Origin of the sequence: Psychrobacter sp., assembly GCF_049295055.1 — a bacterium.
Taxonomy (GTDB): domain Bacteria; phylum Pseudomonadota; class Gammaproteobacteria; order Pseudomonadales; family Moraxellaceae; genus Psychrobacter.
Map to the genome: position 1 here is coordinate 23,563 of NZ_JBAQQF010000085.1, position 26,523 is coordinate 50,085.

At 41.3% G+C, this 26,523-nt stretch carries 24 protein-coding genes and 1 tRNA gene; 17 read left to right on the forward strand and 8 right to left on the reverse strand.

Annotated elements, in window-relative coordinates; translation table 11 throughout:
* The first annotated feature begins 12 nt into the window (after positions 1 to 12).
* The 5 genes from WAZ74_RS12960 (at position 13) to WAZ74_RS12980 (ending at position 4,435) form a co-directional block, all read left to right on the forward strand.
* The gene (locus tag WAZ74_RS12960) at positions 13 to 483 is read left to right on the forward strand and encodes a DUF2269 family protein (protein WP_422308720.1); all 471 of its coding nucleotides are present in this window, start codon (positions 13 to 15) and stop codon (positions 481 to 483) included.
* A gap of 56 nt (positions 484 to 539) precedes the next feature.
* Positions 540 to 1,409 (forward strand): NAD-dependent epimerase/dehydratase family protein, encoded by an 870-nt coding sequence (locus tag WAZ74_RS12965; RefSeq protein ID WP_422308721.1) that lies wholly within the window; start codon positions 540 to 542, stop codon positions 1,407 to 1,409.
* A gap of 24 nt (positions 1,410 to 1,433) precedes the next feature.
* Entirely contained in the window at positions 1,434 to 1,895 is a 462-nt protein-coding gene (locus tag WAZ74_RS12970; protein WP_422308722.1) for a thiol-disulfide oxidoreductase DCC family protein, read from the forward strand.
* 178 nt (positions 1,896 to 2,073) lie between these two features.
* A complete protein-coding gene (locus tag WAZ74_RS12975) occupies positions 2,074 to 3,108 on the forward strand; it encodes a metallophosphoesterase (protein WP_422308723.1) in 1,035 nt (344 codons plus the stop codon).
* 166 nt (positions 3,109 to 3,274) lie between these two features.
* Positions 3,275 to 4,435, forward strand: coding sequence for a metallophosphoesterase (locus tag WAZ74_RS12980; protein ID WP_422308724.1), 1,161 nt, complete (start codon positions 3,275 to 3,277; stop codon positions 4,433 to 4,435).
* Positions 4,436 to 4,678: 243 nt separating this feature from the next.
* On the opposite strand, the gene WAZ74_RS12985 is transcribed toward WAZ74_RS12980, so the two are convergent.
* Positions 4,679 to 6,145, reverse strand: coding sequence for an alpha/beta hydrolase (locus WAZ74_RS12985; protein ID WP_422308725.1), 1,467 nt, complete (start codon positions 6,143 to 6,145; stop codon positions 4,679 to 4,681).
* A gap of 524 nt (positions 6,146 to 6,669) precedes the next feature.
* On the opposite strand from WAZ74_RS12985, the gene grpE reads away from it, so the two are divergent.
* The 7 genes from grpE to WAZ74_RS13020 all read left to right on the forward strand — a co-directional run bounded on the left by grpE (position 6,670) and on the right by WAZ74_RS13020 (position 14,328).
* A complete protein-coding gene (grpE, locus tag WAZ74_RS12990; RefSeq protein WP_422308726.1) occupies positions 6,670 to 7,284 on the forward strand; it encodes a nucleotide exchange factor GrpE in 615 nt (204 codons plus the stop codon).
* Between the two features lie 301 nt (positions 7,285 to 7,585).
* Positions 7,586 to 9,529: a molecular chaperone DnaK gene (gene dnaK / locus WAZ74_RS12995; RefSeq protein WP_422308727.1), complete on the forward strand. Its 1,944-nt coding sequence runs from the start codon at positions 7,586 to 7,588 to the stop codon at positions 9,527 to 9,529.
* 318 nt (positions 9,530 to 9,847) lie between these two features.
* Positions 9,848 to 10,381: a porin family protein gene (locus tag WAZ74_RS13000; RefSeq protein ID WP_422308728.1), complete on the forward strand. Its 534-nt coding sequence runs from the start codon at positions 9,848 to 9,850 to the stop codon at positions 10,379 to 10,381.
* 221 nt (positions 10,382 to 10,602) lie between these two features.
* A complete protein-coding gene (locus WAZ74_RS13005) occupies positions 10,603 to 11,178 on the forward strand; it encodes a porin family protein (protein ID WP_422308729.1) in 576 nt (191 codons plus the stop codon).
* A 250-nt stretch (positions 11,179 to 11,428) separates the two neighbouring features.
* Positions 11,429 to 11,926 (forward strand): NfeD family protein, encoded by a 498-nt coding sequence (locus WAZ74_RS13010; protein WP_422308730.1) that lies wholly within the window; start codon positions 11,429 to 11,431, stop codon positions 11,924 to 11,926.
* A 15-nt stretch (positions 11,927 to 11,941) separates the two neighbouring features.
* A complete protein-coding gene (locus WAZ74_RS13015; RefSeq protein ID WP_422308731.1) occupies positions 11,942 to 12,802 on the forward strand; it encodes an SPFH domain-containing protein in 861 nt (286 codons plus the stop codon).
* 149 nt (positions 12,803 to 12,951) lie between these two features.
* Positions 12,952 to 14,328, forward strand: a complete 1,377-nt coding sequence (locus WAZ74_RS13020; RefSeq protein ID WP_422308732.1) for an esterase-like activity of phytase family protein — start codon at positions 12,952 to 12,954, stop codon at positions 14,326 to 14,328.
* Between the two features lie 104 nt (positions 14,329 to 14,432).
* Here WAZ74_RS13020 and hemN read toward each other — a convergent pair whose 3' ends face one another.
* Complete coding sequence (hemN, locus tag WAZ74_RS13025) at positions 14,433 to 15,977, reverse strand: oxygen-independent coproporphyrinogen III oxidase (protein WP_422308733.1); 1,545 nt, start codon at positions 15,975 to 15,977, stop codon at positions 14,433 to 14,435.
* A 589-nt stretch (positions 15,978 to 16,566) separates the two neighbouring features.
* Between hemN and WAZ74_RS13030 the strand changes: the two genes are divergently transcribed.
* On the forward strand, positions 16,567 to 18,147 hold the full coding sequence (locus tag WAZ74_RS13030; RefSeq protein WP_422308734.1) for a YifB family Mg chelatase-like AAA ATPase: 1,581 nt from the start codon (positions 16,567 to 16,569) through the stop codon (positions 18,145 to 18,147).
* 12 nt (positions 18,148 to 18,159) lie between these two features.
* Here the strand turns inward: WAZ74_RS13030 and WAZ74_RS13035 are convergent, their stop codons facing one another.
* The 3 genes from WAZ74_RS13035 to WAZ74_RS13045 form a co-directional block, all read right to left on the reverse strand.
* Positions 18,160 to 19,926 (reverse strand): formate--tetrahydrofolate ligase, encoded by a 1,767-nt coding sequence (locus tag WAZ74_RS13035; RefSeq protein WP_422308735.1) that lies wholly within the window; start codon positions 19,924 to 19,926, stop codon positions 18,160 to 18,162.
* 89 nt (positions 19,927 to 20,015) lie between these two features.
* The gene (locus WAZ74_RS13040) at positions 20,016 to 20,693 is read right to left on the reverse strand and encodes a phosphoglycolate phosphatase (protein ID WP_422308736.1); all 678 of its coding nucleotides are present in this window, start codon (positions 20,691 to 20,693) and stop codon (positions 20,016 to 20,018) included.
* 366 nt (positions 20,694 to 21,059) lie between these two features.
* Positions 21,060 to 21,560: a DUF4385 domain-containing protein gene (locus tag WAZ74_RS13045; protein WP_422308737.1), complete on the reverse strand. Its 501-nt coding sequence runs from the start codon at positions 21,558 to 21,560 to the stop codon at positions 21,060 to 21,062.
* 229 nt (positions 21,561 to 21,789) lie between these two features.
* Here WAZ74_RS13045 and WAZ74_RS13050 point away from each other — a divergent pair, with 229 nt between their 5' ends.
* Positions 21,790 to 22,098, forward strand: coding sequence for a hypothetical protein (locus WAZ74_RS13050; RefSeq protein WP_422308738.1), 309 nt, complete (start codon positions 21,790 to 21,792; stop codon positions 22,096 to 22,098).
* 95 nt (positions 22,099 to 22,193) lie between these two features.
* On the opposite strand, the gene WAZ74_RS13055 is transcribed toward WAZ74_RS13050, so the two are convergent.
* Positions 22,194 to 22,269, reverse strand: a tRNA-Phe gene (locus tag WAZ74_RS13055).
* 123 nt (positions 22,270 to 22,392) lie between these two features.
* Positions 22,393 to 22,815: a hypothetical protein gene (locus WAZ74_RS13060; RefSeq protein WP_422308739.1), complete on the reverse strand. Its 423-nt coding sequence runs from the start codon at positions 22,813 to 22,815 to the stop codon at positions 22,393 to 22,395.
* A gap of 359 nt (positions 22,816 to 23,174) precedes the next feature.
* Here WAZ74_RS13060 and hisB point away from each other — a divergent pair, with 359 nt between their 5' ends.
* From hisB to WAZ74_RS13075, 3 genes are all read left to right on the forward strand, one after another.
* On the forward strand, positions 23,175 to 23,828 hold the full coding sequence (gene hisB / locus WAZ74_RS13065) for an imidazoleglycerol-phosphate dehydratase HisB (RefSeq protein ID WP_422308740.1): 654 nt from the start codon (positions 23,175 to 23,177) through the stop codon (positions 23,826 to 23,828).
* On the forward strand, positions 23,829 to 24,473 hold the full coding sequence (gene hisH, locus WAZ74_RS13070; protein ID WP_422308741.1) for an imidazole glycerol phosphate synthase subunit HisH: 645 nt from the start codon (positions 23,829 to 23,831) through the stop codon (positions 24,471 to 24,473).
* A 121-nt stretch (positions 24,474 to 24,594) separates the two neighbouring features.
* The gene (locus WAZ74_RS13075; protein WP_422308742.1) at positions 24,595 to 24,972 is read left to right on the forward strand and encodes a hypothetical protein; all 378 of its coding nucleotides are present in this window, start codon (positions 24,595 to 24,597) and stop codon (positions 24,970 to 24,972) included.
* Between the two features lie 26 nt (positions 24,973 to 24,998).
* Here WAZ74_RS13075 and WAZ74_RS13080 read toward each other — a convergent pair whose 3' ends face one another.
* The gene (locus tag WAZ74_RS13080; protein WP_422308743.1) at positions 24,999 to 26,330 is read right to left on the reverse strand and encodes a valine--pyruvate transaminase; all 1,332 of its coding nucleotides are present in this window, start codon (positions 26,328 to 26,330) and stop codon (positions 24,999 to 25,001) included.
* Positions 26,331 to 26,523 lie beyond the last annotated feature (193 nt).

The following is a 26,523-nucleotide window of genomic DNA, read 5'->3' on the forward strand; positions in this document are numbered from 1 at the left end:
AAGGAAGTGGATATGGATCTCTATCTCATTATAAAAAATCTGCATATTCTCTCAGCCACACTTATTATGGGGACGGGATTAGGGACAGCTTTTTATCTATTTGTGACCAATCGCAGCGATAGTATTCCTGCTCAGGCGGTGGTCAGTAGATGGGCTTGCAAGGCGGACTGGTGGTTTACTACGCCAGCGGTAATTTTCCAGCCTTTATCAGGATGGTGGCTTGCAAAGCAAATCCAGATGCCATTGGACGCTAGTTGGATTTGGCTATCTATTGGACTGTTCGTTTTTGCCGGGGTTTGCTGGCTTCCTGTTGTCATCTTGCAATTAAAGATGCGAGACATAGCAGCAGTCGCTTTCAAAAATGGCTCGTCAGAACTACCGGATAGGTATTGGAATCTAGCACGTCGCTGGGAGATGCTAGGTTACCCTGCTTTTACTGCAGTTCTTATCATATTCTTCTTAATGGTGCTCAAACCTATGTAAACATGAATACTGAAGCTATATTACGCAGCATATCAAGATATTATGGAGAACCTAACATGACCGCTCAAACTAAAACATATTTGTTGCTAGGCAGTTCAGGATTTATCGGACAGCATGTACAGCATAAATTAAATGAGACAGACTATCACCTACGAACGCCGAACCACCAGCAGGTTGATTTTGTTTGTCCTGATTGGGACAGCATAACCCAGCTATTACAAGGGGTGGATGTGGTCATTAATATGGTGGGAGTGATGAGTCAAAATGCAGCATTGTTAGAAAAAGTTCATCATGACACCCCAAAGAAAATTGCTATCCTTGCAAAGCGAATGGGCGTGAAATGCTGGATAAATTTATCTGCCTTGGGTGCAGATGCTAATCATAAAGTGGCGTTTGTCGGTAGTAAAGGAAGAGGGGATTCAGCTTTACTACAATTGGCAGATGATGAGTTTCGGGTAATGATAGGACGGCCTTCATTAGTATTTGGGCGTGGTGGCGCTAGCTGTGAGATGTTTATTAAGCTTGCAAGATTGCCTGTCTTGTTTATGCCGAACGCTGGCAATTACCGTATCCAACCCGTGCACGTAAATGATGTAGCACAAGGATTAGTCAATTTAGCAACCAAAATGCCAATTCCTGTTCAGTCCATCATTAATTTTACTGGTGGCGCAGTCTGTAGCGTGGCGCAATATATCGCTATGCTTCGCGAAGATATCCACCATAAAGGTCGATTAACTGTATTACCCGTACCCAAAGGAATAGCGAAAGCTGCTGTTCTGCTTATGATAAGTCAGGATAGCTTGACCCTACTTGAAGAAGAATCTATCGCAGACAATGGGTACTTCACCCAGCTTTTGGAATATTCGCCACTTGGATATCACGTGTTTGTTGACAAAAAATCAGCAGCTAGCTGTGAGCTAACTTAGCACCACTAAACTAGGAGTTTTAATATGACTATTCAAATCCAATTAAACCCTCAGTCAGATCAAGATCACTCAGCTATTACCATGTATTATGACGACGCTTGCGTGCTCTGCAGTACTGAAGCCCATCATATGCAACTGCGTAATCCTACAGGTATTCGATTAATATCAGTAGATGAAGGCATGGATAAGTTAGAGGCAGCAGGATTTAGCCGTGCCGATGCCATGACATATTTGTGTATAGAGGATGGTGATGGTGCTTGGCATACGCATATGAATGCGGTTCGGTTATTATATAAGACCGGCGGCGTACCATGGGCGTCGTTACTGACTTTACCTATTATAAAACAGCTTGGTGACTTTGCTTATCCCTATGTGGCGCGTAATCGCTATAGAATTCCGACTTGGGCTATAAAATTTATTTATGGCAAAGTAGTGATACAAGCTTGTGCCAATGGCGTCTGTAAAATAGCACCAGATCAACGTTAATATGGTTCTATGGCAAGCAAGCTAACCTCATAAAGGTTTATGTAAAAAACATGAAGTATTGATGAAATATATTCTAAGTGCCAAAAGTAAGCATTCTTTAACGTAAGATAGCCTTATCTTTATCTAATTAAATTTTATTATGTGGCTTTTTATCCTCATCACTCAACTGCTTGCGATTATGAGCAGTATTATATTCTATTGGCTAATTAAACCAAAACAGAGCCTTGGTAAAATCCTTTTGGTATTTAGTGTTTTTCTTATTAATAATCTCTTTCTTATCTACGGACTGAGTGAGTTTTGGCGCGAGCGCTTTCATGTTTATCTGGTCGTTAGTATATTACAAGGCTTTATGTTTTATGCGGGCTTAATAACGGCTGTGATTGCAGTGGTTTATGCTCAGTTTTTTAGACAAAAACCACGACCAGTAACTATACGTGCGTTTGCCATTGTTGTTTATACTAGTATCGTAGGTTTAGCAGTATTTAATGCTTATTCGCCAGTCGTAAATCGTCTGACGGTAACGACAGATAAAGTGCTAGATAAACCGATGGAAATAGCCTTGGTTTCTGATACGCATCTAGGGAGGTGGTTTGGTAATCGGCAGATAGATAAAATGGTGGAGCTAATAGATGCGCAAAGTCCTGATGTAGTGGTCATCGCCGGTGATGTCATGAATGATTCCACTGATGCTTATGAAAAAACCAATATGCATGAGCATTTATCAAAATTAAGAGCGCCGCTTGGTGTCTATGCAACCTTGGGCAATCACGATTATTCTGGTAATGAGGTCGCTATTGCTAAAGCGGTTGAGCGTGCAGGTATACAAGTTATTGATAATAAAAGTGTCTGGTTGGACGATGCAGTCTTGTTGGTTGGACGTTCAGATGTGACAGATCCTGCACGCCCAGCAGCGGCAGATTTACTAACTAGGGTTGAGAGTAATAAACCAGTAGTGTTTTTGGAACATAGTCCTGACGCTTTAGAAGAAATACAAGGTTTACCCGTTGATTTGCATCTATCAGGGCATACGCATGGTGGTCAGATATTCCCTTTAACGGTGTTATTAAAATGGTTCACGCCGTTAGTTTATGGTTATAAACAGATGTATGACACCCAGTTTTTGGTAACGTCAGGTTATGGTATGGGAGCAGTGCCGTTCAGGTTAGGTACACGTTCTGAGATATGGATGATTACGTTGCAGTCTGCACTATAAGTTATTTTAGATAAATAACGTAAGACGTATACTAAAAGCGTCTACTACTATATAAGCGTAGTAGACGCTTTTTATTCGTTGCTAAACAGCCTTTTGTTTTCCTACATTAATCTAAACTTCGTTAACACCACAGCGCTTTAAAACAAGAGTGCTCAAGGATTGGCTTATGCGTTATGCCTTTATCATTACTATTATTGCACTGTTACAGCTTTTTAGTGTCGGCGCTGCGCTCAGTTTACAGTGGTGGCTACAGCCTTGGCTAACGTCGCAATCAGCATCTGCAACTACTGCAGTATGGGTGGTAGTGTTTATCATCACCAATCTTTTATTACTGCTAAGCGTCAGCAAACTATTTGCTAATAGTTACCGCTGGATCAGTGGCTGGATGTTAATCATGCACTTTATGATGCTGACTGCTTTATCTACCAGTCTGTTATATGGAGGCTATTGGGTTTTAAGCGCGTTGTTTGATAACATAATATTTAGTAGTACGATTGACCATTCAGAAATGGTTGCTATTGGATTACGCATTTTTGCACTGGTATTCTTTATAGGGTTATTCGTTTACGCCTTATATAGTGCTTATATGCCAGTTGTGCGTGAGCTGTCTATTCAGATTAGTAAACCGCTGACTCATCCACTACGTATCGCGGTAGCCAGTGATTTACATTTAGGTCGCTTGTTCGGTAATCAGGCTATAGAGCGGTTGCATACTATGCTTAGCAAACATCAAGCAGATATCTTATTGATGCCAGGCGATATCATGGATGACAATACACAGGCATTTAACGATTATCATATGGCAGATAATTTAGCAAAACTTGTGAGCAGTTTGCCATATGGTATCTATGCAACCTTAGGTAATCACGATTTATATGGTCATGAGCAGCCGATTAGTGATTCTTTACGTGCAGCCGGAGTGCAATTACTAAATGATGAGGTAACAAGTCTGACGCATAAAGGAGAGCCTATTTGGCTGATAGGGCGTTTTGACAATCATAAACATCAACGTGTCGCAACGACTGAGCTGCTTGCACAAGTCAATATATCAGAGCCTGTCATACTCTTAGACCATCGTCCTAGTGATATTATCGAGCACAGTCAATTACCGATTGATTTACAAGTCTCAGGACATACTCATAATGGTCAGATATTTCCCGCTAACTTTATCGTAAGCGCCATCAACCGTTTGGGTTATGGTCATGAAGTGATTGGTAATGGACACTTTGTTGTTTCGTCAGGCTATGGCTTTTGGGGCATACCGTTTCGCTTAGGGTCACGTTCTGAGGTTTGGTTAATTACTCTAACGGGCATTGGTAATCAATAAGAAATCAAACTATTTAATTTTAAGATTATCTAACGTAATTATGAAATTGGCTACAGTTGATACCAAATAAAATAGATACGCGATTTTATCATGCGAGACGGGAATGTTTTTTTCTAGCTTGCTGTGCCTACGCCGACAAAGGCTATGAAAAATTCATCCCAGCCTCGCTGTATGGTTTTTACATTGAACTGACTGTATCAACTATTTTTAATTGATAACTAACATTATTAAAAAACACACCTATTACGCAGCTAACAAAGCTTGTGTCCTTATCACTTCGCGGACAAACCTCGCAAAACCGTTAATGATATGCTTAGTCTCTTGCTCAAGCGCTTCATGAACGCTCATAAAATGAATAAATCCGTGCGGTGCACCAACTACCGTATAGGTCTGCACAACTACCCCATAGTCTTTTAATTGGTTAGCATAGGCAAACGCTTCGTCGCGCAATACGTCTAATTCTGCGGCAACGACATAAGTAGGACAGATTTGTCGATTGTCACCTAGCATGGGTGAGGTAAGGATATGCTGGCGAGGTAGTGGGCTATTCTCCAAACAAGCAGCGTCAAAAACTGCAACGTCGGCATGGTCTAATAATAAACCCTCACCGTATAATTCCCAGCTCGGATAGTCGTTCTCAACATCAGTCACCGGATACAAAGGCATTTGCGCCATTGGAGGTGGTAAGCGCTGCAACATATCAAAGGTTTTTTGACCGTCAGTACCCAAATCTAACCAAGCATCTTTGCTCGGTGTGATGATTTGTTGCGCCATCATAGTCGATAGCCCGCCACCTGCACTATCACCGGCTAGTACGATACGTGATGGCAACGAGCCAAACGACTGACAATGCTCAGCCAACCACGCATAAGCAGCAATACAATCTCTTAGCGCAGTTGGGGCAGGATGCTCAGGTGCTAAGCGATAGTCAACACTGACGACTGGCCAACCAGTTTGCTCACACACCGCATGGCAAAACTCATGATGCGTATTGACATCACCGATACAAAACCCACCACCATGGAAGAACAACAAAACCGTTTTATCAGGATTGTAAATCTTTTCTTTTTTAAAGCCAAAGCCAATATTATTGGTTCGTTTTTGATAGCAACGAAGCGTCATATCGCCATCATCAGCATTGGCAATCGTTTTGTCTTGCCAGCTGATAGAACTTTCCCCTTTTTTAGCAAACTGTTTTATGCTGCTAAAAATGTTATCACTGGCTTGCTGCCACACGCTTGGTGCTTGCATAGCCACCGCATCTGTGGCAAATCGTTTACGCAACTCTGTCATTTCAGAAAGCTGCAGAGGCATTTTAAGCTTGCTATTTATCGCAAGAATTAAGCGTAAATGGGCATCGACGTGCAAGTATTGCTTAGAGTTAGGACCATTCAGATGACCTACTAAGCTTTCTAATATGGGTGTTGGCAAGCAGCCTATGCCTTTCATTGCATAATGCAACAGATGCGGCTGATAGCTTGTCATCAAGTGATGATTTAGCATTTTATCTTTTACAGATACATATTTATCATCGCTGCTAACTTGTAACTCAATGCTTTCTATTTCGATTATCTTAAGCTCACTGCTATCTACTTGTTGATTAGAGCTTACTTTTTGAGCGCTCTTTTCTTGACCTAAAGACGTTAGGTTCAGTGTCTTCACCGCTTTATTAAGTAAGGTGTTGACTGACAATACCGTTGAATTAGACATAACACCTCTTATAAATCATTACTAGTATCCACTGTCATAGCATTACTATTTTTGGTTATGCTATAGGTCAGCGTTCACTTTTGTTTGATCACTCATATTTATAGTAATAATAAGACAATCAAAAATTAAGTTGCGTACTCTTTGGTAATGGTTTGGGTGTAAATAGTAAATGATTTAAAATAAATGACGGTTTTTTGTACCTTTTGTTAGCGTATTGGTATTCTATGAATGATAAATACATACATATACTGTGCATGGTATCCCTTGGATTCTTTAACGAGTATCTATATCTATTTACCTAGCATTTGCCAGTATTAAGAAAAATTCATCGAATTAGGCTTGAAATTTGGCCTGGTAACCTTTATCAATCAGCTATTGAAAGATATCTATAAAAACAATGAGTGATAAGCGTTAACTAAGTAATATAAGACTATAAGTTATTAATAAACACATTATGACTAGCGATTAGCCAATTTTACGTATTCTAAAGTCCATCACTATTATGTCAATATTAAGGAGCTATCATGAGCGAGCAAAATACTAACCACGAATCGACTGACCAAAATATCTCACACGACAATGTTTCACATGACAATGTTGCACACGAAGAAAGTATCTTAGAAGAAACCTTGAAAGAATTTGACCCACAAAATAACTCAGGTGACGAGAGTATTATTGAAAATGATATTAATCTTGATACCTTTAAAGCCCGTATTGCTGAGCTAGAAGGTGAGGTCAAGCAAGCAAAAGAGCATACCGCCCGTGCCAATGCTGAAACTTACAATGCGCAAAAACGTATTGAGCAAGAAGCGGATAAAAGTAAGCGTTTTGCGCTACAGAAATTTGCCAAAGAGTTGTTAGAAGTAGTGGATAACTTAGAGCGTGCCATTGAAAGTGCTCATGCAGACGATCCAGTGACTGAAGGAGTTAGACTGACGCACAAAGCATTGCTTGATGTGCTTAATAAAAATGGCGTAGAAATGGTCGATCCACAAGGCGAGAAATTTAACGCTGACTTTCATGAAGCCGTCGGTATCGACCCAGAAGCAGAATCGGATATGGTTGGTACGGTCTTACAAAAAGGCTATAGCTTGAATGGTCGTCTATTACGTCCAGCGATGGTACGTGTTGGTCAATAGTAGTATTTAACAAGATAATGCTCAACAAGCTATCAAACACCACGGTATAAGTAATGAAACATCAGTGTTTAATTGTGCTAAACCTTATTATTAGTAAGGCTTTTCACAAAAAATCACACAAAAGGTATTATTTGCTTCGTTATTGACTTGAAAAATCGACAGCGTAAACCGATATAAAGCAACAAGTGACCAGTTATGGTCTGGTAAGTCTGGTTTGGTACGGTTTAATGAGTACCGCTAGCAACCACTATGAAACAGTAAATTATATAAATTAACTTAGAATAAATTGGAGCAATGAATTATGGGTAAAGTAATTGGTATTGATCTAGGTACAACCAACTCATGTGTCGCAGTAATGGAAGGCGATAAAGTTAAAATCATCGAAAATGCTGAAGGTACACGTACAACGCCTTCAATTGTTGCTTATAAAGATGATGAGATTTTGGTCGGTCAGTCAGCCAAGCGTCAAGCGGTAACCAATCCAAATAACACGTTATTTGCCATTAAACGTTTGATTGGTCGCCGTTTTGATGACAAAGTCGTGCAAAAAGATATCGGCATGGTGCCTTACAAAATCGCCAAAGCGGATAACGGTGATGCATGGGTAGAAATTAACGGTAAAAAACTAGCGCCACCACAAGTTTCTGCTGAAATCTTGAAAAAAATGAAAAAAACAGCCGAAGACTATCTTGGTGAAGCAGTTACTGAAGCAGTTGTAACTGTGCCTGCTTACTTTAATGACTCACAGCGTCAAGCAACGAAAGATGCGGGTAAAATTGCTGGTCTTGATGTAAAACGTATCATCAACGAACCAACTGCTGCGGCTCTTGCTTACGGTATGGACAAAAAGAAAGGTGATAGTACGGTTGCTGTTTATGACTTAGGTGGGGGTACTTTTGACGTATCAATCATCGAAATCGCTGACGTCGATGGCGAGCAGCAGTTTGAAGTACTAGCGACCAACGGTGATACTTTCCTTGGCGGCGAAGACTTTGACTCAGCACTAATTGATTTCTTAGTAAGCGAATTTAAAAAAGACCAAGACGTTAACCTAAAAGGTGACTCTCTTGCAATGCAGCGTCTAAAAGAAGCAGCAGAAAAAGCGAAAATTGAGCTATCAAGTGCCCAAAGCACTGAAGTAAACTTGCCATACATCACTGCTGACAGCACGGGTCCTAAGCATTTGGTCGTTACTATCAGCCGCTCAAAACTTGAGAGCTTAACTGAAGAATTAGTACAACGTACCATGGGTCCTTGTAAGATTGCCCTTGAAGATGCCGGTTTAAAAATTGGCGATATCGATGATGTCATCTTAGTTGGTGGTCAGACTCGTATGCCATTGGTACAGCAAAAAGTTCAAGAATTCTTCGGTCAAGAGCCACGTAAAGACGTGAACCCTGATGAAGCAGTAGCAGCAGGTGCAGCGATTCAAGGTGCGGTATTGTCTGGTGAAAAAACTGACGTATTGCTACTTGATGTAACGCCATTGACGCTTGGTATCGAAACAATGGGTGGTATCTTAACGCCAATCATTGAGAAAAATACCATGATTCCGACTAAGAAATCACAGGTATTCTCAACGGCTGAAGACAACCAGCCAGCAGTTAGTATTCAGGTTTATCAAGGCGAGCGTAAAATCGCTAACCAAAATAAACAGCTTGGTCGTTTTGATTTAACGGACATTCCACCTGCACCACGTGGTCTGCCACAAATCGAAGTAAGCTTTGACATCAACGCTGACGGTATCATGAATATCTCAGCGACTGATAAAGGTACTGGTAAAGCACAAAGTATCCAAATCAAAGCAGATTCTGGTTTGTCAGATGAAGAAGTTGAACAAATGATTCAGGATGCTGAAGCCAATGCTGCTGAAGACGAGAAATTCGCCAATCTAGCGCAAGTGCGTAACGAAGCAGATGGTCGTATCCATGCCGTACAAAAAGCGCTAAAAGATGCAGAAGATAAAGTGACTGAAGATGAGAAATCATCGGTAGAAACGGCTATCTCTGAGCTTGAAGCGGCTGCGAAAGAAGATGACCATGAAGAGATTAAAGCTAAGCTTGAAGCATTAGACAATGCCTTCTTGCCAGTTAGCCAGAAGATTTATGCTGATGCAGGCGCAGGTAGCGAAGGCATGGATCCAAACCAGTTCCAACAAGGTGCGGATAATGCAGGCGAAAGTAACCAAGCTGACGACGATGTAGTCGATGCTGAGTTCACTGAAGTAGATGAAGATAAAAAATAATACTATTCATCAGTAGTTAGCTTAAAAAAAACGCACCTTTCGGGGTGCGTTTTTTTATTTTTCATAATAATTTTTATTTAATGAGTACTGATTATTACTCAAATTGAGTCGTTGTAACAAAAGATTTCATATACCTGCCTTTGTAACCCGAGCACTGATAAATACTTGCAAAACTTAACTTTCTTACCATTAAACACTGACAGAGTTTTTGACATGGTTTGTTACTATGTATACATCGTTAGCAAACAAGGCGATATGGCTAAAAGGCCGACATAAATACATAACTTGTTTGTCCAAATTGATTTTAAGGAGCTACACATGAAAACTCTACAAAAAACTCTAATTGCATTAGCAGCTGGTTCTTTACTAAGCATGGGTGCACAAGCAGCCGTTTCTTATGGTAACGGTTATACTGGCCAACCGTATGTTGGTGCTAAAGTAGGTCAATTTGACTTAGATGTAGATGGTGCTGATAAGCCAACTGCTTACGGCGTATACGGTGGTTATAACTTTGATCCTAACTTTGGTATTGAAGCTGAGTATGTCGGTTCAGACGATGCTGACTATTACAATGGCGATATTGACGCTAAAACATATGGCGCATATGGTACCTACCGTTATCAGTTCCCAAATACTGGCTTATATGCTAAAGGTAAATTGGGCGTAGCTAAAACTGAAATCGAAGGCTCTAGTACTATTCCAGCCCGTAGCTTGTCTAAAGATGATACTAGTCTTGCTGGTGGTGTAGGTCTTGGTTATTCAGTGAACCCTAACTTCAGTGTCGAAGCTGAGTATGACAAGTTAGGTAGTGATGCAGATCTTATGACTGTTGGTGCACAGCTCAAATTCTAAGCTATCAGTAATAAGTTATTAGCAAGTAATATCCAAATAAAAAACGATCGCTTCGGCGGTCGTTTTTTTGTGCAATAAAAAACAATGTAAGGGTCATTAAAAAAGAGTGCATTGAGAATAGTGTTCTGTTAGAATCTTGAATTCGACAATAGTTCAGCTAACTTATATACTCTTTTATATTCATTCAGATTGTATTTTAGTTTTATTTAATAGGAAGTTATATGAATACTTTACAAAAAGCTTTGATCGCACTCTCAGTTGGTTCATTGTTGAGTGTTAGCGCTCAAGCGGCAGTTAACTATGCAGGACAGCCGTATGTTGGTGCAAAAGTAGGTCAGTATAGTCCTGATGATGTAGAAGATGATGCTGTGTCATATGGTGTTTATGGTGGTTATAAATTCACGCCAGAGTTTGGTGTTGAGGCTGAATATTTGACTACTAGTGATACTGATGCATACGAAGATGCTGAAGAAAAGTCAGAATACAGTGCTGATGTTTTAGGTCTCTATGCGACATACGACTATGCATTCCCAAATACTGCGTTATATGCTAAAGGTCGTTTAGGCTTTGCAAAAAATGAAGTAAACGTAGACGTCACCGACAAAGATATTGCTAGCAACAGTGAGAGCTTTAGCGTTTCTGATACAGGTGTCGCTGGCGGTTTAGGTCTAGGTTATAAATTCAATCCTATGGTTTCTGCAGAAGTTATGTATAACTTCTACCCAACTATAGACTTTGATGACGGTGAAAACCTAGATGCTAATGGTATTACACTAGGCGCTCATGTGAAATTCTAAATTTACTGCTGTAATATGCAAAAAAACGATCACTTAATGTGGTCGTTTTTTTTGCTTTACATCTTTTACAATAGATATCGCGTTCGTATTCCTATTAAGCTGAGAGTAAAGACGCATGGCTAATTCTAAGAAATAGTTTTCATAATAGTGCTTTTAAAGTATGTTTTTCAAGGTATTGTTTTTAGAGCGTTTTCAGTTAAGAAAATGTGCTACATTGAAAGTTAGAATAGCAAAAATAGGGAATGGCGCAATGATAGAGACACTCTGGATGATTGAACCTTGGCATTGGTTAGTATTGGGCTTTTTGCTGCTGATTGTCGAGATGTTTGTTCCAACCTTTGCAAGCCTTTGGTTTGGCGCTGCTGCTATTATAGTTGCTGCGCTTTCATGGTTATTGCCTATTTCTATCTCCGTTCAAGTTATCATCTGGTTGGTGCTCTCTGCTATATTTTTGCTAGCATGGTTTAAGTTTATCAAACCTTTATCTGTTGATCGTACCGCAGCAGGACTGGGTGGTAGCGTCATCGTTGGTGAAACCGGTATGATTATTGTGCAGCCGCAGCCAGATAGGGCAGGTACGGTAAGATTTAGTGTGCCGATTGTTGGTGCAGCTGAATGGGTGTGCCGTACTAGGGGAGAGCAAGTAGCAGTCGGGGATCGAGTCGTGGTGACAGATATCGTTGGTAACGAGCTAATCGTAAGCAGTATGACATCGCAGGCAGCGATTAATAAAAACAGGCAAATATAATAATAGGGATGCGTTATGGAAAGCTTTAGTATTGTAATGATAGTCTTAGTCGCACTGGTCGTATTTACGGTGTTTAAAGGCGTTAGAATTGTCCCGCAAGGTTATAAGTGGGTGGTGCAGCGATTAGGTAAATACAGCCAAACACTAGAGCCAGGATTAAACCTTATTATTCCTTATGTTGATGATGTTGCTTATAAAGTGACGACCAAAGACATCGTGCTTGATATTCCATCACAAGAAGTGATCACCCGTGATAACGTGGTTATTATCGCTAACGCCGTCGCCTATATTAGTATTGTGCGTCCTGATAAAGCGGTCTATGGTATTGAAGATTATGAATATGGTATTCGTAATCTGGTGCAGACGTCTTTGCGTTCAATCATCGGTGAGATGGATCTTGATAGTGCATTGTCTAGCCGTGATGAGATCAAAATGAAGCTTAAGCATGCGATCTCAGAAGATATTGCTGATTGGGGTATCACGTTAAAGACAGTAGAGATTCAAGATATTAACCCGTCGCAGACGATGCAAGCGTCAATGGAAGAGCAGGCAGCAGCAGAGCGTCTACGTCGTGCGACAGTAACCCGTGCTGATGGTCAAAAGCAAGCGGCTATCCTAGAGGCCGATGGTCGCTTAGAAGCCTCTCGTCGCGATGCTGAAGCGCAAGTAGTACTAGCGAAAGGGTCAGAGGAATCTATTCGTCTGATTACTGCTGCGATGGGCACGGAAGAGATGCCAATTGTTTACTTATTAGGCGAGCAGTATATCAAAGCGATTCGTCAGTTGGCTGAGTCTGATAACGCAAAAATGGTGGTATTACCCGCTGACATTCTAAGTACAATAAAAGGCATGGTCGGTGATAAGCTTAAGGTTTAAGCAACTGTGCTTTGACCACATGCTACAGGCATAAAGTATAAAAATAGCCAGTGATTATGTGAAGCACTGGCTATTTTTTTGACTTGAATTTGCTTCTCGTTTCTTAATAAATTTTGAATAATAAAAATACTGGTATAAGGAAAACAACAATGACCGAGCAAAAATTGGATACTACAATAATTACAATAGAAAATTTCCCGCAAGGCAGCCCGTTGCCTTATAACATACTTGATGCGACGCACATCAATGCCGCTTACCCTGAATGCAAGCTAGAGATTCGTGGTGGCGGCTACGGCTCAGATGCCGCTGCACATCCAACTCATACTAATCAATTTTATGCCCTCACTGATCGAGGTCCCAATGCCGACTTTGATGGGATTGCTGGTAAAGGTAAGCAGTTTCTTGTGCCAAACCATACACCGTCTATTGGACTGTTTGAATTGCAAGCTGACGGCAAAATAATCAAGATAAAAGAGACAGCCCTTAAAGATAGCAATGGCAATCCTATCTCTGGGTTACCGAATCCAAAAGCCTTTGGCGGTACCAATGAAGTACCTTATGATGTCAATGGTCAGCCGATGACGGTTAATCCCAATTTGCCTTTTGATGCAGTGAGTAATCCGATTAAAACCGATATTAAGGGTTTGGATCCCGAAGGACTTGCTGTCCTCACCGATGGGAGCTTTTGGGTCAGTGATGAATATGGGCCTCATTTTGTTCATTATAATGCGCAGGGGGTGGAGATTGAGCGTATCAATGCGTTTGTTAGTGATGAGCGCAATAATGTGATCGTTGATGGTACGCCAGTTTTGTTACCGACAGAATTTACCAAACGTCGTGCCAATCGTGGTATGGAAGCATTAACGATTACGCCAGACCAAACCACACTAGTCGGTATCATGGAATCCTCTATGGATAATTCTGATAAGTCAGGGCGTATCTCTAGTTTGGTACGCATCGTAACGATTAATTTAGTTTCAGGTCAAATAGCACAGTATTTATATCGATTGGATAACGCACAGCACGTGACTTCTGGCATAGTAGCGCTTAGTAATCATGAGTTTTATCTGATTGAGCATGACCGCAAATTTCCGCTACAAGACAAATCGGCGCAAAAGCTCATTTATAAAATTGACCTCTCGCAGGCAACAGATATTGAAAACGTTTTGAATACTGCAAACGTCAAGCAAGATGACACGCTTGGCTTAATAGTCAATGGGCAAACGCTTGAGCAAATGATTGCAGAGAACGAAGAAAACTGGAAAATACTTGAGAAACTAGCTATCACGCCTAGTAAAAAAACTTTAGTAGTCGATGTTCTCGCGACTTTAGATTATCCGCATGACAAACTTGAAGGCTTATGGTTACGTCAAGATGGCTCATTAGGTTTACTCAATGATGACGATTTTGCGATGACAGATTCTGAGATAATCCATTCAAAAAGTACGGTTGAACAAAAGTATTTGGATAAAGAGAAAACAATAGAAGATGCCAATCGACTATACATCGTGATGCCTACTGAGTAGACATTACTAATAGATGATAGAGCACGGCATTTATAGTAAGACAAAAAAAGACCTCGCTTGAGGTCTTTTTTATGGTTGAGAGTTTTGGCTCAAAAGTTAATGATTTAAATAGCTTTTGAAAAGCGGTTTTTATGTTTTTTATCCAAATATTCATCAAACACCATAGCCACATTACGACCTAACAGGCGACCTTTCGGTAATACTCGAATGCCAGCGGCATCCATATCAATCAAGCGGTCTTCTTGCATTTGACCCAGTTGTTGGATTTCATCAATAAAATAGGTAATCGCATCGATACCGAATTTCTGATTGATGTCTCTAAAATCCATATAATCGTGACATAGTAAATTCATAATCACGTATTCACGTAAGCGGTCTTTGATAGAGGTTTTAATCACGTTGACGGCTGGCATCACCGTAGGATTATTGCGAGCCGCATCGATATTGTCTTTATACACCTGCAAATCGGTATGATTTTGTAGGATATAGCTGCTATTGGCATTGGCAATTTGACTGATTGAAGACACGCCAAAACCCAATAAATCACAATCGCCCATGATGGTATAACCCTGAAAATTACGATGTAACTTACCTTCGCGCTGTGCAATGGCAAGCTCATCATCAGGTTTGGCAAAGTGGTCAATACCAATATACTGATAACCGGCTTCGGTTAAGGTGTTTATGGTATTACCAAGCATCGTAAGCTTGGCGGCTGGAGTGGGTAGGTCTGCCTCTTTAATTTGTTTTTGGGATTTAAAGCGCTCAGGTAAATGCGCGTAATTAAATACCGATAGACGATCGGGTGACATCTCAATAATACGGCGTACTGTTTTATCTAAAGTCGTAGGCGTTTGATGTGGTAACCCATAAATCAGATCGACATTAATAGAATGAAAACCTAAATCGCGCGCTTCTTCTAACACATTTTCAATTAATTCTGCTGAGTGCACCCGATTGACTGCAATTTGTACGGTCTCATCTAGATCTTGCACGCCCAAGCTTACACGGTTAAAGCCAAGATTACGCAACACTTTTAGTGTCTCGCCACTCAGCTCGCGAGGATCAATTTCAATAGAATAATCACCTTGGTCTTCAGGCAAAAATTCAAATTGGGTCTGCAAGAATTCCCAAAGTTGTATCAATTCATTATCTTGTAGAAAGGTTGGCGTACCACCACCGAAATGCAGCTGTTTGACTAGTGGTTTTTTACCGTCTTCTACTGTCGTTAATAAACTACGTTTGTGCTTAATTTCGGCAATAAGATATTCTAAATAGTCGCCCGCATCACTATTTTTTTTGGTAATAATTTTATTACAAGCACAGTAATAGCAAAGGTGACGGCAAAATGGGATATGGAAATAGAGCGATAATGGCGCATGAGCTTCGCGCTCTTGGAGAATTTTTGTCTCAAGCCCTTCTGGCATTGGAGAAAATTCTAAAGCGGTCGGGTAGGAGGTATAGCGCGGCCCTGAACGATTATACTTATTAATAATATCTTGATCGAATGCCGGTAGATGCTTACTGGTAATGCTGCCACGCATACTGGCATAGGGGTTATCTGGCTGTGTGACGGGACGCACCGTCGTGGGCTGCTCGCTTGCATTGGCGGAGATTTGGGATGCGCTATTGATATCGAATGGTTCTGACATGCGAGATTCCTCGTTTTGACTGTATAAACAACCATTTTTACGTGATTGGCGCATGGCTTTTTATACAGTTAAGTAATGGCTTTGCTGGTAGCGATTTTACTATAAATCGCTTTAATATTAATTGCTTTGCCAAGCGTTAAGTAGCCTAAACCTGAATGCTTAAATAGGTAATAAGTAGTATAACAAATCATTGGTTATAGTGGCATGGACAGCGAGTTTTGGTATATACCCATAAAGTTGTATTGTCATTAAGCAAAAAAAGACTTCAGGATTACCCTAAAGTCTTTTATATTAATATCAAAAATGACGCTAATTTTATTCTCTTAGTTGAAGCTTATTACCAACGGCTTGCACAGCAATTTCACCAGCGTTAAAGGGTAGGCGTATCCAATTTTTGTCTGAGTAGCGACGTGTTTTTTTATTATATATTGAAGGCAAAGTAATTCTAATAATCTAAATCATAAAACTCTGAATCATAAAATTTAGATAGGAAAGTTAAGATGTCATTAATCTAAAAATAGAAACACAACATTTGCGCACTCATTAATAATGCTCTATTATCGATAAATCTCTATATTAGGAAGGGCTCATGTCATTTGCTCAAGTCTATACCCGCTCAGTCGTCGGACTGCATGCGCCCAAGGTGATTATTGAGGTGCATCTGTCACAAGGGTTGCCAGCATTGACCATTGTCGGTTTGCCTGAAGCGGCGGTACGTGAGAGTAAGGATAGAGTACGCTCAGCAATTCTTAATTCTGGTTTTCAGTTCCCCAATCGACGTTTAACGATTAATTTAGCACCGGCAGATTTGCCTAAAGATGGGGCTCGTCTTGATTTACCTATTGCCATCGGTATTTTGGCAGCCAGTGACCAACTAGACCCAGAAGTGTTATCAGGATTTGAGTTTATCGGTGAGTTAGCGCTCAATGGCGAACTTCGGCAAGTAACGGGGAGCTTAGCAGTTGCACGGGCGATGAAGGCTGAAGCATTAGCGTTAAAAATATTGCCCGTATCAGAAAATGATGTATCAGAGCTGGATGAAGGTCAGCAGTTATCGCTGCCCACACCGCAATTAATAGTACCGATTAATAATGGGGCGGAGGCCAGCCGTGTTGATGGAGTAAGCGTATTGGCAGCGCAAAACTTAAAGGCTGTCTGTAATCACTTGCAGTCATTAACAGATTCTAGCCTTTTAGATGAGCGTTTAGAGGTAGTGCAGCCCAGTGCAACGCAGCAGCATGTTGGATATCAAGTGGATCTAGCTGATGTCAAAGGTCAGCACCATGCTCGGCGAGCCTTAGAAATTGCAGCCGCTGGTGGTCATTCACTGCTATTTACAGGGCCACCTGGTTCAGGTAAAACCTTGATGGCTTCACGGTTGCCGACAATATTGCCGGATTTGAGTGATGAAGATGCATTAGAGGTCGCTAGTACCTATTCGGTTGCAGACAGTGATTATGACTATGGGACACGTCCATTTAGACAAGTTCATCATACGATATCTGCCGTCGCTTTGGTCGGTGGCGGTTCACGTCCGAAACCTGGCGAGATTACGCTTGCGAATAAAGGCGTATTATTCCTCGATGAATTACCGGAGTTCGACCGTACGGTATTAGAGGTGTTGCGCCAACCATTAGAGGCGAAGCAAATCACCATTAGTCGTGCGAACTCGCAAATGACCTTTCCAGCAAACTTTCAATTAGTGGCAGCGATGAACCCCTGCCCGTGTGGTTATGATGGTGATGGCTCAGGGCGTTGTCGCTGCCGACCTGAGCAGATTAAGCGCTATCAAGATAAATTGTCAGGACCGCTGCTCGATCGCATTGATCTGCATATTACCGTACCAGCCTTACCGATTGCCGACCTACAAAATACTCAGGCGGGGGAAACCTCTGGGCAGGTACGTGTGCGGGTAGCGGCGGCTCATAATCGTCAATTAATACGACAGAAAAAGGTCAATAATGAGCTTAGCCCTAGTGAGATTGATAAATATATCCAGTTGGGTGAGGGTGAACAGCAGCTATTACAGCTTGCTCAGCAACGGCTAAATTTATCCGCTCGTGGCTATCATCGAGTATTACGCGTCGCACGGACGATTGCTGACCTTGCTGACAGTATCGATATTACTAGTGCCCACGTGTCTGAGGCGCTCAGTTATCGTAGTAAGTGATTCGTTTTTACGTTAAAAAAGACCAGTAATATTTCCTGCTTCGTCCAAATCAATATGCTCAGCTGAAGGGCGTTTAGGTAGACCGGGCATTTTCATAATGGGGCCACAAATCACGACGATAAACCCTGCACCCGAGGAGATGCTGATATCGCGCACATGGATGTTAAAACCAGTAGGTCGTCCCAGTAGTTTGGCATCATCACTAAGCGAATACTGGGTTTTGGCGATACAAATTGGCATCTTATCAAGATTTAAGGTTTCTAAGCGGCGTATTTTGGCTTGAGCTGCACTGCTAATATCAATATCGTCTGCCCCATAAATACGCTGGGCAACGGTGCGGATTTTATCAGCGATACTATCCTCACTGTCATAAGCCAAACGAAATTGGCTAGGCTGCTTGCTATTATCTTGAGCACTGCTATTTTGAGAGTCTTCATCTTGGGCGTTGTTATTTTTAGCGCTTTCATCAAACAGTTTAAGTAGAGTTTTTGCCAAATCTTCACCACCAGCGCCACCTTTTTCCCATACTTGGGTGAGGGCAACGTCTACGCCTTTTTCAATACAAGCTTGTCGTACTAACTCAACTTCGGCATCGGTATCACTAACAAAGTGATTGATAGCGACTACCACTGGTAGTCCATACACTTCTTGCATGTTTTCGATATGCTTCATCAAGTTTGGCAAACCTTGCTCAAGCGCTGGCAGGTTTTCAATAGTGAGTTTGTCTTTAGTAACACCGCCATTATATTTTAGCGCACGAATGGTCGCTACGATAACCGCAGCATCTGGCGTGAGCCCTGACAATCGACACTTAATATCACAAAATTTCTGCGCGCCAAGGTCTGCACCAAAGCCTGCTTCAGTGAGCGTATAATCTGCCAAATGCATCGCAACGCGGGTTGCGATGACAGAGTTACAACCATGGGCGATATTAGCAAACGGACCACCATGCACGATAGCTGGCGTGCCTTCAATCGTCTGCACAAGGTTGGGTTTAATGGCTTCTTTTAGCAGCACTGCCATTGCCCCATGTGCGTTTAGATCTTTTGCATAGACAGGCTGTTTGTCTTTGCTAAAAGCAACTAATATATTGCCCAAACGCTGTTTTAAATCGCTTAAATCGGTTGCTAAGCAAAAGATAGCCATCACCTCAGAGGCAACGGTAATATCAAAGCCATCTTCGCGCATCACGCCGTCGGTAGTCTTACCAATGCCACTGATAATATTGCGCAGTTGACGGTCATTCATATCTACTGCGCGCCGCCAGAATACTTGTTTTGGATCTATATTTAGCGCATTACCTTGATAAATATGATTGTCTATCAGCGCCGCTAATAGATTGTTTGCCGCTCCAATCGCATGAAAGTCGCCTGTAAAATGCAGATTAATATCTTCCATGGGCAGTACTTGCGCGTAACCGCCACCCGCTGCGCCACCTTTTACCCCAAATACTGGTCCTATAGACGGTTCACGGATAGCAACTACCGTTCTCTCACCACTATTTTTCTGCTTATGAATGCGATTTAAGGCGTCAGCCAGACCAATAGTAACGGTCGTTTTACCTTCACCGGCTGGCGTTGGGTTAATGGCGGTCACCAATATCAATTTGCTGTGCTTAGCTTTTGCGGGCATTGCAAACACATCGTTTGGATTAACCTTTGCCTTATAATGCCCGTAAGGTTCGATATTGACTGTCGATAAACCAAGCTTTTCAGCGATAAGGGTAATTGATTGTAAGGTCGCGCTTTGGGCAATAGCAATATCGCTAGGTACGGTCATATAAACAGTCTCTTGAGGCAGTATGAGTTAGTGAGAGTAGATATTTATTTAAAAGGTCATTAATTGATTAACTTTAAGTCCTTCAAAGCCTAGTCTTTTAAAATGTAGGTAACCAAAGAAGCAAAGTCATCAAAGGCTTCGGTAGGGTTGAGCTCACGAATATCTTGCCCATAGTTGTAGCCGTAAGACAATCCAAGCGTATCCATATTGGCATTTTGTCCCGCTAAGATATCGTTTCTTGAGTCACCAATCATGATTGCTTGCGCTGGATTAATATTTAGAGTTTCACAGACATGTAATAGGGGGGCAGGATCTGGTTTTTTGACCGGTAAACTATCACCGCCAAGCACTTCACTAAATAAGTCTTGCCAGCCAAAAAACTGTAATATTTTGGGTACAAAACGAATCGGCTTATTGGTCACTAACGCCAGCTTAAACCCTGCTGCCTGTAGTCTTTTTAGTCCGCTATCGACATCGGGATAGGCGACAGTTTTGCTGTCACCCATTTTGCTATAAGCATCAAAAAATACTTGCTCAGCATGGCCAACTGCTTCTTCAGTTAATTCACCCTCTAAAACCTCTATTTTGCCAACCAAGGCACGCTCTACCAGTACCTTCGAGCCATTACCTACCCAGTTACGGATGGTATCGATAGAATAGGGTTGTTTGCCAAGCGTGGTGAGCATGATATTAATAGCGTCCGCCAGATCTGGCACACTATCAATAAGGGTACCGTCGAAATCAAAAATTAAAAGTTGCTTATCCATTATTCCTCGCCATTTAGAAGTATTGTACTTAGAGATTGTATCTAGGGTTAAGGTATTTAGAAGTACTGTATCTGTTTTTTAAATAATAGCTTTAATCGTTATTACCATAGCATAAGACACCACTAAAACTAATTTTTACCATAGTTAGGGCGTGTCCTCAACCTGAACGAAAGCGATTAAATGGGCTGAAAATGGCTAAATCTTGCCAAGCTGCGTCAAACAGCTGGTTAATATCCTGATATTGCCTGCGCTATTTTCCTAGTTTGGCTACAATTTATCTCATTTTTATCACCATTTTCAAAATGAGGACACGCCCTAGTACAACATAAAATCTATGCATCACTTTTAAACTGAGTTGAATATCAACTACTCAACCTCTTTATAGCGGTCTCGATGCTCTTTTTTCATTCGTAAATAGTCTTCGTTCTCACGACAATAATCCCATTTCTCTTTAAAGATACGTGCAGACTCAGCTTTGATAGGGTCTTCCTCTTGGCGTGGTAGCTCTTCACGACCATGAGCACCGCTTTGCCCTTTTTTATCGTCAGGGACTGCGCCTTTATATTTCTTACCACCTTTATGATTGGCATAACGGCGGGCGCGGGTATAACCCATTTGGATAAATTTTCGCGCCATATCAGCACCGATAAAGTCATCAGCAGCTAAATAATCTAAAAACATCTGATAAATAATATCGCTGCTCTCAAGCGCAATATTAGGAGTAGCAAAGCGCCAGTGCGGCAGAATCTCAGACTTATAAGGCTCTACCAGTAATACACCTTGCTCACCGCGGCCGACACGATACAGCTCGGGCTGAGCGCGTAAGTCCAAATTTTTATAATCTAAATCATAATTAAACTCTCTCATGGTTCTTACTCTTTAGCTGTCACTGTTTATAGCTTTTAGTATACTTAGCAGGCAGGCACATAAAACAGCACAAAAGTGTTATGAATGAGTGACAGTAGTTGTTTAAGATATTATAAAAACCGCCATGCAAGATTAACAGGTCTTACAAAATTGACTCTAGAAAAAGTAAACGGGATAAGTCACAATGAATAGATTTGCTACAGACGAGCTAATGTCATCTAGGACAGTAATGCTGATATTATTAGGATTGACGATAGCTTTTCTAAGTGTTAATAGCGCTCATAGTGCTTGGTTTGAGCGCTCATTGTTAGCTGATAATACGGCCAAAGATAATACTTACACAGTCAAAGACGTCGACCGTGATGAGATGTTTGTCATTGATGATTTTATCTATGATGCGCGTCAATCTTGTTATTTATCAGTAGGTGATCAAGTAGTATTCTCTAAAGGTCAATATGGTGTTGACTATCACGCAACTATTTATGATTTAGATGATCGTGAGCCTTGTGAGCTGCTATTAAGAGACCCAGTATCATAGAAACGACTTTATCAAAAACAAATACTTAAAGACTACAGGCATAAAAAAAGCCCCAAACAGTTATGTTTGGGGCTTTTTAGAATGCTTAAACGAAATGGTGGCTCGAGGCAGGTTCGAACTGCCGACACACGGATTTTCAATCCGTTGCTCTACCGACTGAGCTATCGAGCCGTCTTCGTTGAGGCGCTATTAAACTAAATATAGGCGTGACTGTCAAGACTTTTTTGTATTATCTGCTATAAAAGATTAAGAATAGCTGATTATTTATTAAAATTAAGCTATTTAAGCTTAAAGTCAGTCTTTAACCTGCAATAGTTCGTACTCGCTCATAATACGATGAATCTCACTATCTACAGGCACAAACTGGCGAACACCTTTTTTAACCTCAGCATCATAGACCAGTTTAATAAACTTGGCATCAATCGCGCGACCGCGATTTTGTTGATGTACCGTTAAATATTGCAGGCGCTTAGCATCGGTTTGTCCATCATCAAAACAGCCAACTGCCGCGATAGGCTTATCATTAAACATACCGACATATAGATATTGACCGCGCTTAAAGCCTTGCTCGATAATAGCCAATACTTCGGCGCCATCAGGTTGACTGTCATCGGTATCATACAATGCTTGCAAGCGCTCAGCTAATTCGTTTTCACGCGCAGGTTTTTTGATGAGAGGGGTCTGCAAGTCGTTAATGGCAATGGCTTCTAAAGGCATAGTGGCTTCCTATTAAGTATTCATCTGATATTTAGTCATCTGCTATGGCGTGACTTAATGTAATGGGCATAATGAGCACAGTGCAATGATTGATAATACTGAATGCACTATTTTAGCAGAATGGTGCAAATTTTCCTGTAGATTACTGCTTGGTCGTGGCAGTAAATGGTAGGGTTTGCTATGATGAAGGTAGACGGTGCTTCTGATGGACAATACTGATCATTTTAGTAGGTGACATAGACACTTCCCCCATTCTTAGATTTATATATATATATAAAATCATTTATACGATAGTGAACAGGTATTGGGCGCTTTTTCGCCCTATTTTATTGACCGCTTTTAATGAATAGAGAGTAGCCATGACAGCCAATTCTACTGAACAATCTCAAGACCAAAACTCTGCTAAAAATCTTTACGGTCATGCTGCACGTATAGCGACTGTGACGCGCAACACTGCTGAGACCCAAGTCACTTGTACGGTCAATCTTGATGGCACCGGTCAAGGTACTGTCGATACTGGCGTACCATTTTTAGATCATATGATTGACCAAATCAAGCGTCATGGTCTGTTTGACCTAGATATCAAATGTAACGGCGATACTTTTATTGACGATCACCATAGTGTCGAAGATACAGGCATTACGCTAGGTCAAGCGTTCAATAAAGCATTGGGCGATAAAAAAGGCATCCGTCGTTATGGGCACTTTTATGCGCCACTCGATGAAGCGCTTACCCGCGCAGTGGTTGATTTATCAGGCCGTCCTGGTTTACATATGGACATTCCATTTACGCGCTCACATGTTGGTACTTTTGATGTCGATTTATTCAGTGAGTTCTTCTATGGCTTCGTCAATCATTCTTGGATGACGGTGCATTTAGACAATATAAAAGGTAAAAACAGCCATCACCAAATTGAATCTACCTTTAAAGCCTTTGCCCGTGCCCTACGTATGGCATGCGAGTATGATGAGCGTGCATTAAATACGCTACCATCGACTAAAGAGGCGTTCTAGATGAGTAGAGCCACCAAAATTGCACTATTGGATTATGGCATGGGTAATTTGCACTCTGCTAGCAAAGCACTATCAGCGGTCGGTGCGGAAGTCTCTATTACCAGTGACCCTAAAGTCGTCTCTGCTGCCGATAAAATATTTTTCCCCGGTGTTGGTGCGATGCGTGATTGTATCGCTGGCATGCATGAAGCAGGTATTGATGAGGTCATACGGCAGGCGATATTTAATAAGCCTGTCATGGCCATCTGTGTTGGTATGCAAGCGTTATTTGAGCAGTCTGACGAAAATGGTGGCACGCCTTGTCTCGGTATTTTAGAGGGTTCAGTGCCTGCCTTTAATCCGGAATGGAAAGATGCCAAAGGTGACCAAATAAAAGTACCACATATGGGTTGGAACACCATTAACGGTATGGATTTTGCTCATCCATTATGGAACGGTATTAAGGACAATGCGTACTTTTATTTTGTGCACAGCTACTACTGCGAGCCAGCAGATAACACACAAGTAGCGGCTGTTTGTGATTATGGGCAGCCGTTTTGTGCTAGTATTTTGCAAGATAACTTATTTGCGACTCAATTCCATCCAGAAAAAAGCCATACCGCGGGTTTGCAGCTGTTAAAGAACTTTGTGGATTGGGATATTTAGATAAGCACAAATAAAAAATTTGATTCAGCTGTAGGGTAGGTTAACAAATGCTTAATCTACCTTTTTTATTCTTATTGTATTATTAATTATTTCCTACTCTCTTTTATATGTGGAATACACAGTGGATTTTTACATTTTCAAGAACGGCGTCGTCGCTGCTACAGGCTTAGACAAAGATGCCTTACATATCTATGTCGGCATTAGCGTTTATCTATTAAGCTTAATCCTAATGCGTCCAATTTTTAAAAAATATAGTGTCAGAGCATCTATTGCTTTAATTCTGGTGACTTGTATCGCTTTGTTAGGCGAGTATTTAGATAACCGCCAAACAATTACCGAGCTAGGTATGTCAGGGATGGAAAGCGCAGAATTAAAAGCCAGTATCCATGATTTGATTAATACCTGCATGCTTTCGTATCTGCTTTATGGACTTACTATGTGGACAAAGACTTTTCAATCAGTAGTTAACAAGCCAACTCGGTTATTAAAACAACGATAAGTGCCTAACTGAGTATTGGTGCTAGCTTATTTCCCGTCATATAACTCGCGCACCACTTCACCAATCACTCGAATACCATCAACCAGCGTTTGCTCATCAGCAGCAATGCTCATACGGATGCATTCATGCGCATGTTGGTAGTCACTGACATCGACACCAGGGAAAAAGTGTTTACTTGGCACAATGAGCGTGCCTTTTTCTTTGAGGCGCTCATATAGCTCAACGGTCGTAATCGGCAAGTCTTTAAACCATAACCATAAGAAAATCGCACCTTCAGGCTTATGAATTGCTAGTGGATAATCGCCCAACGCTTCTTTTAAAAGCTTTACAGCTAACGTGGCTTGTTGCTGATAAAATGGCTTAATTTCATTATCTGATAGCTGCTTGATGCGGTCGTTCTTGACTAGTGGCGTGGCAATCGCAGCACCAAAACGCGTAGGCGCGAGATTAACGACGGCATTCATGGCACTAACAGCTGCAATGACTTTGGGCGCTGCGACGATAATCCCCGTACGCATACCAGGCAGGCCAATTTTAGACAGACTAAAGCAGAGAATGGTATTGTCATCCCAAGTGAGATGGGCATCAGAATAAATGATATTAGGAAACGGCATGCCGTAAGCATTGTCAATAATCAACGGTATATCATAACGCTTGGCAAGCTCGGCCAAATGCGCCATTTCCTCATCAGTCAGCACGTTGCCAGTAGGATTGGTCGGACGTGAGCAGCAAATCGCACCAATACGACCTTCTTTTAGCGCGGGTAAATTCTCTAACGCTTCAAAATCGACGCGATATTTAAAAAACCCTTCTTCGCCATCATGCGTCACTTCATCAATATGCGGCAACACTGCGGCAAAATGCTGACCCTCAACATGGACGTCACTATAGCCAATATACTCAGGGGTCAATGGTAGTAAAATCGATTTATCTACCGACTGATTTTGTTCGTCTTGACTGTGCTCATTAAGGAAGGCACCGCCAAATAAATTAAACAAGTAGAAAAAGGCATTCTGTGAGCCATTGGTTAGGGCGATATTTTCTGCCGTCAGATTCCAATCATAATGACGATTAAAGAAGCCGACTAACGCATCGATAAAGGCGGCATCACCTTGTGGGTTGGAGTAGTTTGCCATACTGATAATAGCGCTACTATTGGCTTCACCCGTATCATTATCATTGCCAAGCGCCTTGTAAGTCTCTAAAAACAACTCGTTGACCGCTTCAATTTTGGCAGGATTACCACCGCCCAGCATATTGATAGGCTGATCGCTTTTTAGCGCATCGCCAAGATCGTCCATCAATTGTGAGATACCAGTAGGCTGGGTAAATTTTTGACCAAATTTTGAGAATTTCATAAGGTTACCGTGCTGTTATAAAGGGTGATAAGAGAATATAAAATGTCGTAAAGTGATATGGAATTTATCATTTAAAAACAAGGATAGCAAATAGCAAAATTTAAAAACCTTAATACTAAACTAAAAAATAGGTTAGCTTAAGCTAAATAATGCTCAAGCTAACCTAAATTTGAAAGTTTTAAGCAATAATAAG

What these genes read in the sequence shown, in the direction of transcription:
- hemN (WP_422308733.1), bottom strand. Translation starts at nt 15,977, where the DNA reads ATGTCAGAACCATTCGATATCAATAGCGCATCCCAAATCTCCGCCAAT.
- WAZ74_RS13060 (WP_422308739.1), bottom strand. Translation starts at nt 22,815, where the DNA reads ATGCCTTTAGAAGCCATTGCCATTAACGACTTGCAGACCCCTCTCATC.
- dnaK (WP_422308727.1), top strand. Translation starts at nt 7,586, where the DNA reads ATGGGTAAAGTAATTGGTATTGATCTAGGTACAACCAACTCATGTGTC.
- WAZ74_RS13030 (WP_422308734.1), top strand. Translation starts at nt 16,567, where the DNA reads ATGTCATTTGCTCAAGTCTATACCCGCTCAGTCGTCGGACTGCATGCG.
- grpE (WP_422308726.1), top strand. Translation starts at nt 6,670, where the DNA reads ATGAGCGAGCAAAATACTAACCACGAATCGACTGACCAAAATATCTCA.
- hisB (WP_422308740.1), top strand. Translation starts at nt 23,175, where the DNA reads ATGACAGCCAATTCTACTGAACAATCTCAAGACCAAAACTCTGCTAAA.
- WAZ74_RS13040 (WP_422308736.1), bottom strand. Translation starts at nt 20,693, where the DNA reads ATGGATAAGCAACTTTTAATTTTTGATTTCGACGGTACCCTTATTGAT.
- WAZ74_RS12980 (WP_422308724.1), top strand. Translation starts at nt 3,275, where the DNA reads ATGCGTTATGCCTTTATCATTACTATTATTGCACTGTTACAGCTTTTT.
- WAZ74_RS13020 (WP_422308732.1), top strand. Translation starts at nt 12,952, where the DNA reads ATGACCGAGCAAAAATTGGATACTACAATAATTACAATAGAAAATTTC.
- WAZ74_RS12985 (WP_422308725.1), bottom strand. Translation starts at nt 6,145, where the DNA reads ATGTCTAATTCAACGGTATTGTCAGTCAACACCTTACTTAATAAAGCG.
- WAZ74_RS12965 (WP_422308721.1), top strand. Translation starts at nt 540, where the DNA reads ATGACCGCTCAAACTAAAACATATTTGTTGCTAGGCAGTTCAGGATTT.
- WAZ74_RS12975 (WP_422308723.1), top strand. Translation starts at nt 2,074, where the DNA reads ATGAGCAGTATTATATTCTATTGGCTAATTAAACCAAAACAGAGCCTT.
- WAZ74_RS12960 (WP_422308720.1), top strand. Translation starts at nt 13, where the DNA reads ATGGATCTCTATCTCATTATAAAAAATCTGCATATTCTCTCAGCCACA.
- WAZ74_RS13080 (WP_422308743.1), bottom strand. Translation starts at nt 26,330, where the DNA reads ATGAAATTCTCAAAATTTGGTCAAAAATTTACCCAGCCTACTGGTATC.
- WAZ74_RS13010 (WP_422308730.1), top strand. Translation starts at nt 11,429, where the DNA reads ATGATAGAGACACTCTGGATGATTGAACCTTGGCATTGGTTAGTATTG.
- WAZ74_RS13000 (WP_422308728.1), top strand. Translation starts at nt 9,848, where the DNA reads ATGAAAACTCTACAAAAAACTCTAATTGCATTAGCAGCTGGTTCTTTA.
- hisH (WP_422308741.1), top strand. Translation starts at nt 23,829, where the DNA reads ATGAGTAGAGCCACCAAAATTGCACTATTGGATTATGGCATGGGTAAT.
- WAZ74_RS12970 (WP_422308722.1), top strand. Translation starts at nt 1,434, where the DNA reads ATGACTATTCAAATCCAATTAAACCCTCAGTCAGATCAAGATCACTCA.
- WAZ74_RS13045 (WP_422308737.1), bottom strand. Translation starts at nt 21,560, where the DNA reads ATGAGAGAGTTTAATTATGATTTAGATTATAAAAATTTGGACTTACGC.
- WAZ74_RS13035 (WP_422308735.1), bottom strand. Translation starts at nt 19,926, where the DNA reads ATGACCGTACCTAGCGATATTGCTATTGCCCAAAGCGCGACCTTACAA.
- WAZ74_RS13015 (WP_422308731.1), top strand. Translation starts at nt 11,942, where the DNA reads ATGGAAAGCTTTAGTATTGTAATGATAGTCTTAGTCGCACTGGTCGTA.
- WAZ74_RS13005 (WP_422308729.1), top strand. Translation starts at nt 10,603, where the DNA reads ATGAATACTTTACAAAAAGCTTTGATCGCACTCTCAGTTGGTTCATTG.
- WAZ74_RS13050 (WP_422308738.1), top strand. Translation starts at nt 21,790, where the DNA reads ATGCTGATATTATTAGGATTGACGATAGCTTTTCTAAGTGTTAATAGC.